At 30.0% G+C, this 7,103-nt stretch carries 5 protein-coding genes; 4 read left to right on the top strand and 1 reads right to left on the bottom strand.

Features of this window, described 5'->3' with window-relative positions:
* Positions 1-39: 39 nt before the first annotated feature.
* Complete coding sequence (locus tag B2W91_RS17115; RefSeq protein ID WP_291583146.1) at positions 40-1,263, bottom strand: S8 family serine peptidase; 1,224 nt, start codon at positions 1,261-1,263, stop codon at positions 40-42.
* Between the two features lie 344 nt (positions 1,264-1,607).
* Between B2W91_RS17115 and B2W91_RS17110 the strand changes: the two genes are divergently transcribed.
* The 4 genes from B2W91_RS17110 (at position 1,608) to B2W91_RS17095 (ending at position 6,985) form a co-directional block, all read left to right on the top strand.
* Positions 1,608-2,273 carry a response regulator transcription factor gene (locus B2W91_RS17110; RefSeq protein WP_291583143.1) on the top strand — a complete coding sequence of 222 codons (666 nt, stop codon included), beginning with the start codon at positions 1,608-1,610 and terminating at the stop codon, positions 2,271-2,273.
* Between the two features lie 7 nt (positions 2,274-2,280).
* A complete protein-coding gene (locus B2W91_RS17105) occupies positions 2,281-3,483 on the top strand; it encodes a sensor histidine kinase (protein ID WP_291583141.1) in 1,203 nt (400 codons plus the stop codon).
* 185 nt (positions 3,484-3,668) lie between these two features.
* The gene (locus B2W91_RS17100; protein WP_291583139.1) at positions 3,669-4,352 is read left to right on the top strand and encodes an ABC transporter ATP-binding protein; all 684 of its coding nucleotides are present in this window, start codon (positions 3,669-3,671) and stop codon (positions 4,350-4,352) included.
* Complete coding sequence (locus tag B2W91_RS17095) at positions 4,349-6,985, top strand: ABC transporter permease (RefSeq protein ID WP_291583137.1); 2,637 nt, start codon at positions 4,349-4,351, stop codon at positions 6,983-6,985. The genes B2W91_RS17100 and B2W91_RS17095 overlap by 4 nt, the downstream gene beginning before the upstream one ends.
* The last annotated feature ends 118 nt before the right edge of the window (positions 6,986-7,103 follow it).

Below are 7,103 nucleotides of genomic sequence, written 5' to 3'. Positions count from 1 at the left end.
AATTTCTCAGCAATCGCTGAGAAATTTCCACTTATATATTTAAGTTTTTTGAGGGAGGATATTGTCTAAGTTTATATAACCATTACCTTGCATATATTTTTTTTCTTTTAAAAGCTTAGAAGATATTTTTAGTAATCCATAAACATCTTCAAACTTTAAATCATTATTATACTCATATAATAATGCACATACTCCAGCAATAAATCCACAACCGATAGAGGTGCCAGTATAATCTACATAGGAGTGTTTAAGTTTAGAAGGATATAATTTCATTCCATCTCTCTCAGAAACATAATTTATATCAGTATTTAAAGAGGTCACATTTACACAGGCTGCTACAAAATCAGGTTTAGATAAAGCCCTTGAAGATCCACAGGAGGAAAAATCATAAATTTTATTTCCTATAGTTGTATCCATTCCGCCTACAGTTATTACTTCTTTTAAAGTTGCTATTCCTCGTATACTATCTTCTCTATTTCCATTATGACCAGAAGGTACTACTACTATCATTCCATTCTTAATGGCTTTTTTAAATAGCTTTGAATACAAAGCTAATACTCTTTTGGAGATATCATAGGTTTCAAAAGGTAAACAAATTATTTTTATGTTAAACTCCTCACTAAGATCAATTAAATTTTCTATAGCTAATAGTGTGGTAGAAATATAAGATTTACCTATATTATCAAAAGCTTTCACCATGACAACGTGACTATTTTCTGCAATACCTTTATTTTTACCTTTAGATTCATATCCACTTCCACAAATTAACCCTGTTATAAAAGTACCATGTCCGTTATCATCATAAGGATAAGTATGTCCTTTTAAGAGATCTACAAATTTTTTTATTTTATTATTTGAATGAGTAAGGTCACTATGAGGATAAGTACCACTATCTACAATACCAATTCCTACTCCTCTACCGCTTAAATTATAATTTCCTTTTAGTATGCTATTATTATTTTGAAGAGATATGCCGTTAGAGTACAACACATTTCTACCGCATAAAAATGCATAATCATCTAACATCATATACTTAACTTCTGGAAATTCTAAAAGTCTTTTTATAGCAGAAGAGTTTAAAATAGCAACCATACAATTTATACTTACTATTGAAAATAGATATTCGCCCCTAAAAGATTTTATTTTTTTCTCTAGTCCGTCTTTTAGACTTCTATATTGAATTATCACTCTATAGCTATTATAAAGATTACTAGATAAAGCATCTTTTAACACTGGTGATAACTTTCTTTTAAAAGAGAACATAAAAAGGCCTCCTATCGATTGTTACGCTAATAATATTATATGAATATAGTAAATAAATGTTAAAAATTTATATTAGAGATTTAAAAAAAATAAGTTATATATGCAAATTTAGAAAAGCTTTAATTTAGGATATTCAAAAAATAACTAGTCAGTATAATCATCTATTTTGTATCATATTCTAGATGCCCTATGACAATGTTGTCATAGAAGCTATATATAAAATAATAAAAGCTAGGTTCGAATATAATAGGGTATTTAATAATTAAGAAGAATTAAAATTGGAATTATTTGGGGTGTGTGAGAAAACAAGATAAAACTTATAAAAAAACTAAGGAGATAAAGATATGCTTACGATTTTAATAATTGAGGATGACCATACAATAGCTTTTGGAATTAAATCATTTTTATTAAAAAATAATTATAGGGCTATTCATGGAGAGAATTTAAAAAAAGGAAAGGAGCTTTTAAAAACGGATATAGATCTAATATTACTAGATTTAAATCTCCCAGATGGGTCAGGATTTGATTTTTGTCGCTATGTAAAAGAAATTAAAGATATCCCTATTATTTTTCTTACTATTAAGGATGAAGAAAGCACTATGATAAAAGGATTAGATATGGGGGGAGATGACTATATTACAAAACCGTTTAAATTAAGTGTTTTACAATCTCGCATTAATGCTGTTTTACGAAGAACGGTTAAACAGAACATGCAAGAAGAAATTTTATGCTGTAAAAATATTAAAGTAGTGAAGTCAGAATCAAGAGTGTATGAAAATAATCACGAAGTAGAATTGACAGTTAGCGAGTATAATCTATTATTACAATTATTAGAGAATAAAAATCGGACTTTGACAAGAACTATCTTATTGGAAAAGCTATGGGATGTTAATGGAGAATTTGTAAATAACAATACATTATCAGTAGCAATGAAACGTCTTAGAGATAAGTTGGAAGATGCTTCTTTTATTAAAACAGTGAGAGGAATAGGATATAGATTGGAGGATTAAAGTTCATATGAAGAAAGAAAGTATGATAGTATGGCTATTTACTAGTTTTATATATATAACATTTTTTTGTGTTATATTTGCTGGTTTTATTTACAGGCAATCAGAGAATATGTTTTATGAAAAAACTGCACAACTTATAGCAGCTGGAGTTAATGATAATTCTGATATTGAACAAGCTTTGGTATCATCACTAAAAAAGAAAAATGAAATAGATATAAATAAGGGCAAAGAAATATTAGAGAAATATGGTTATATTGAAGATTCTAAAGTTATTTTTAATATTCATGAAAGATTTAGTAAACCATTTAAGGGGGTTTTAATACTAATTGCAGTACTATTTTTTTATTTTGGAGGATCATTAATAGTTTCGAATATTATAAAACGTAAACGTATAGATGATTTAGCAGAATATCTTTACGACATAAATGAAGGAATTTATAGAATGCAGGCTGAGAAAAAAGAAGACGAATTTTCAATTTTAGAAGATGAATTATATAAAACAGTTATGATGCTTAGAGAAAGTCGGGAAAAAGAAAAGGAAGAAAAAGAAACGCTATGTAATAATCTTGCAGATATATCCCATCAACTTAAGACCCCGCTTACGTCCATGTCACTGATGATTGAATTATTAGAAAGCAGCCCTATTGAAGGAGATGAAGCCTTATATATTGAAAGTATTTCAGCACAGATACATCGTCTAAATTATTTAGTGTCGTCATTGTTAATACTTTCAAAAATCGATGCAGATGCAATGACATTGGAATATAAACCTATTAATGTTTATGAATTGGTATGCGTCGCTGTTGAACCGTTATATTTAATGATAGAAAAAAAGAACCAACAACTTTTTATAAAAGACAATAGTGATGTATTTTTTACTGGTGATTTTCATTGGACCAATGAAGCAATTCTTAATATAGTCAAAAATTGCTCTGAACACACACCAAATGGAGGAGCAATCTCTATAGAGTATAAACAAGATCCTATATGTACACAAATAATAATTGAAGATAATGGGGAGGGATTTGATAATAAGGATATTCCACATCTGTTTACTAGATTTTATAAGGGTGCAAATTCATCTAAGGACAGCGTGGGAATTGGACTTGCCCTTGCAAATTCCATAATTAAAAAACAAAATGGTGAAATCATTGCTGTAAATAAGGAAACAGGAGGAGCACAATTTATAATAAAATTTTATACATATTAATTGGGCATAATCAAATAAATAAAAGGTAAGCATTGTAGCATATTTGACTTTTTATTTCTTTTCATATGCCCTAGCCATGTCACCAAGATGTAAGTTAAGAAAGGTAAAATAATGTTAGTCAAAAAAACACAGTAAAATCATAAACTCTTTGAAAGTATGAACTAATAAAGAAAGGGGATAATATTTTGGAAATATTAAGAACTGAAAATCTTACAAAAACTTACGGAATGGGTGATACGAAGGTTACTGCATTGGACAATTTAAATTTAAAAATAAACAAAGGAGAATTTGTTTCAATAATTGGAGCAAGTGGATCAGGAAAATCTACACTCCTGCATATGTTAGGGGGAGTGGATAAACCTACAAGTGGAAAAATATATATCGATGGAACTGATATTTCATCAATGAATGAAACTAAATTGGCTTTATTTCGCCGACGAAAAGTAGGGTTAATATATCAATTTTTCAATCTTATTCCTACCATAACTGTTGAAAAAAATATATTATTACCTATGCTGTTAGATAACAGAAATCCTAAAAGAGAAGAATTTGATAAGATTGTAAAAATGCTTGGTTTAAAGGAAAGGCTTAATCATCTACCAAACCAGCTTTCAGGTGGGCAGCAGCAAAGGGTTGCTATAGGTCGCTCATTAATTTATAGACCTTCTATTATTCTAGCAGATGAACCCACTGGAAACCTTGATAGAAAAAATTCTGAAAGTATTCTTGAAATGTTAAAGATTTCAAATAAAGAGTATAACCAGACTATTTTAATGATTACTCATGACGAAAAAATTGCATTATCAGCAGATCGAATGATTAGAATAGATGATGGTAAAATTGTATCAGATGAGGTGATTAAGCAATGAATATCATGAGCGAATATACATATAATCATTTGAGAAAGAGTAAGCGACATACAATTTCTATAATAATTGCTATTACAATTGCCTCAGCACTTCTATGTTCACTATGTATATTTGTACATAATGTATGGAAAGGAAACGTAACCACAACAATTGAACATGGAGGTTATTGGCATGGGGAATTAAAGGAGTCTATATCAGGTGATAAATTAAAATATGTAACAGAAAACCCAGAGGTTGAAACCACGATGGTTAAAGGATCTTGGATTACTGCTAAACTTTCAAATACAAAACGTCCCTATCTATTAATGAGAGATGCAGATGCAAATTTTTGGTCGGATATGGGTTATCAAGATGATCTTACAAAAGGTAAACTTCCTGAAAAATCTGGAGAAATTGTTTTATCAAAATTATTCTTCTTGGATAATCCTTCCTATAAAATTGGTGATAAGTTGACTCTTCCCATAGGTAATCGTATGTTGGGTGATAAAATAATTAGAGTCAACGATTATAAACAATCAGGTGAGACTTTCAAGGCAATAGGTACTAAGACGTATACCATAGTTGGAGAAATAGATGTTTCTGGAGTGTCTATATATCCCGGATATATTGCTATGGGATACTTGGATCCTTCACAAATTCAACCTGAAGATGAACTTACAGTTTATATGCGTTTGGTGAACCCTCGTAAAATATATGAGACATTACCTCAAATTGCTAAGTCTACGGGATTAGCTAAGGATGAATATGGAAAATATGGCGTTTTCTATAATACACCTCTATTAACTTTATATGGAATTAGCGATAAAAATGGTGAAAACACTGAAATAATTGTAATAATAGCAATGGTAATAATAATGGCTTTACTAGTTATGGGAACATTTATTCTTATTATCTATAATGCATTTTCACTATCTGCTAATAGCAGGATTAAACAACTAGGTATCCTAAAAAGTTTAGGAGCAACTCCAAAGCAAATTAGGCATTCTGTTATCTATGAAGGGTTTTTGCTTTGGATTATTCAATTACCAATCAGTATCATGATAGGATACTTATTTAGCTATATGGTTGTTTTTAAAATTAATGAAATTTTTAGTGCTACAGAAGGTTTTACAAAAACACATATTTCCTTCTCATGGGTAGTAGTTGGTTTTGCTATTGCTATTTCATTGATTACCGTTTTAATATCGGCGTATATTCCAGCAAGAAAGGTGGCAAAAGTATCAGCTATTGTTGGAATACGTCAGAATAGTGATAGAGTAAAATTAAAAAAACAAAAAAGCCATCCAATAATTAAAAAAATATTTGGTACAGAAGGTGAGCTAGCAAGATCACAATTTTCAGCTAACAAAAGAAGTTTACGCACGGCTGTACTATCTCTTTCAATATGTTTTAGCTTAATAGTGGGGTATATTAGCATTGTATCTATGTTAAATTTAGCGGAGTCTAAGGATGATGAAATAGCCAAATATGATATGATGGTTAATCTAAATATTGCTGATGAACCAAGTGATGAGATGATAAATAAAATTCTTTCGCTGCCTGAAGTTAAGGATAGCGTAATCAGAAGACAAGCACGTACTGCAACCTATGTAACATCAGAACAGGAGTCAGATGTTTTTGCTAAGTCTGGAGGATTTGATGGGGTAAATAGCTTGCGATATGCTGTATTGAATGAAAATGGAAAGCATAGAATTATAACAAATTTAGTTGGATTAAGCGATGAATCATTTAAAAAGTATTGTAAAGAAATTGGTATTGATTCTGAGAAATATTATCAAGATGGTGTACCGACAGGAATATTATTAGACAGCTCATATCATACACCAAAGGATTCAAAAGTTGCACAAAAAATACCATTATTAAATATAAAAGAAGGCGATGAGCTAATTTTAAATGAAAAAGTAGAAAAGTATATGGATACAAATTATAAATTTAATGTTCAAGTGGGAGCTGTTACAGAGATTTTTCCAGGTGGACTAGGAATGGGTAGATACAACGTAGCTTGTATAGTTCCTATGAAAACATATCAGAAACTAGTTGGCAATTTTATGCCAGATCGTATGATTGAATGTGGCCGTATGTCAATTGATTTGTTGGTTGGTGATGAGGCTAGTCCAAGCACAAAGAAAGAATTAACTAAGATTTGTAGTTCTTATCTTGGATTTGAAGATTTTACGATATGGAGTCTATTGGAAGATAAAAATCATGAGGAATTGGTTCAACAAGCTACAGCTACTAGTGTTTTTGCTACAGCCTCAATGATTGGTTTAATTGGTATTCTTAACGCGTTTTCTACCATTTCCAATAATCTTAGATTACGCAAGAGAGAATTTGCTATACTTAGATCAGTAGGATTAACACCAAAGGGGTTAAATAAAATACTGATGCTAGAAGGTTTATTCTTCGCTGTAACACCTATTATGGTTAGTATCCCAATAATATTATTTATTTGTTGGTTTATGTTAAGATTAGCACCAATTACATTAGTTGAGTTTATACCAGTTTTTCCAATAGGAGTAACTCTAACGTATACTATGCTTATAATTGTATCTATTTTCTTATCCTATTATTTTTCTTCAACATCCGTTAAAAAAAGTAATGTAGTAGAATCAATCAAAAACGAAATAGTATAATATTAAAGTTCATTGCAAAAACCGGTAACTTGATGGGAATTAAATCTATCATGTACCGGTTTTTGCTATTATTTAATGCTTTCATATTATAGTAAGCCTAGCTAAATTAGGATCACTA

The sequence above is a fragment of the Clostridium sp. UBA6640 genome, from assembly GCF_002455975.1.
Taxonomy (GTDB): Bacteria; Bacillota; Clostridia; order Clostridiales; family Clostridiaceae; genus Clostridium_J.
Note: the sequence above shows the minus strand (reverse complement) of the source record. Positions and strands in the feature narration are given on the sequence as shown.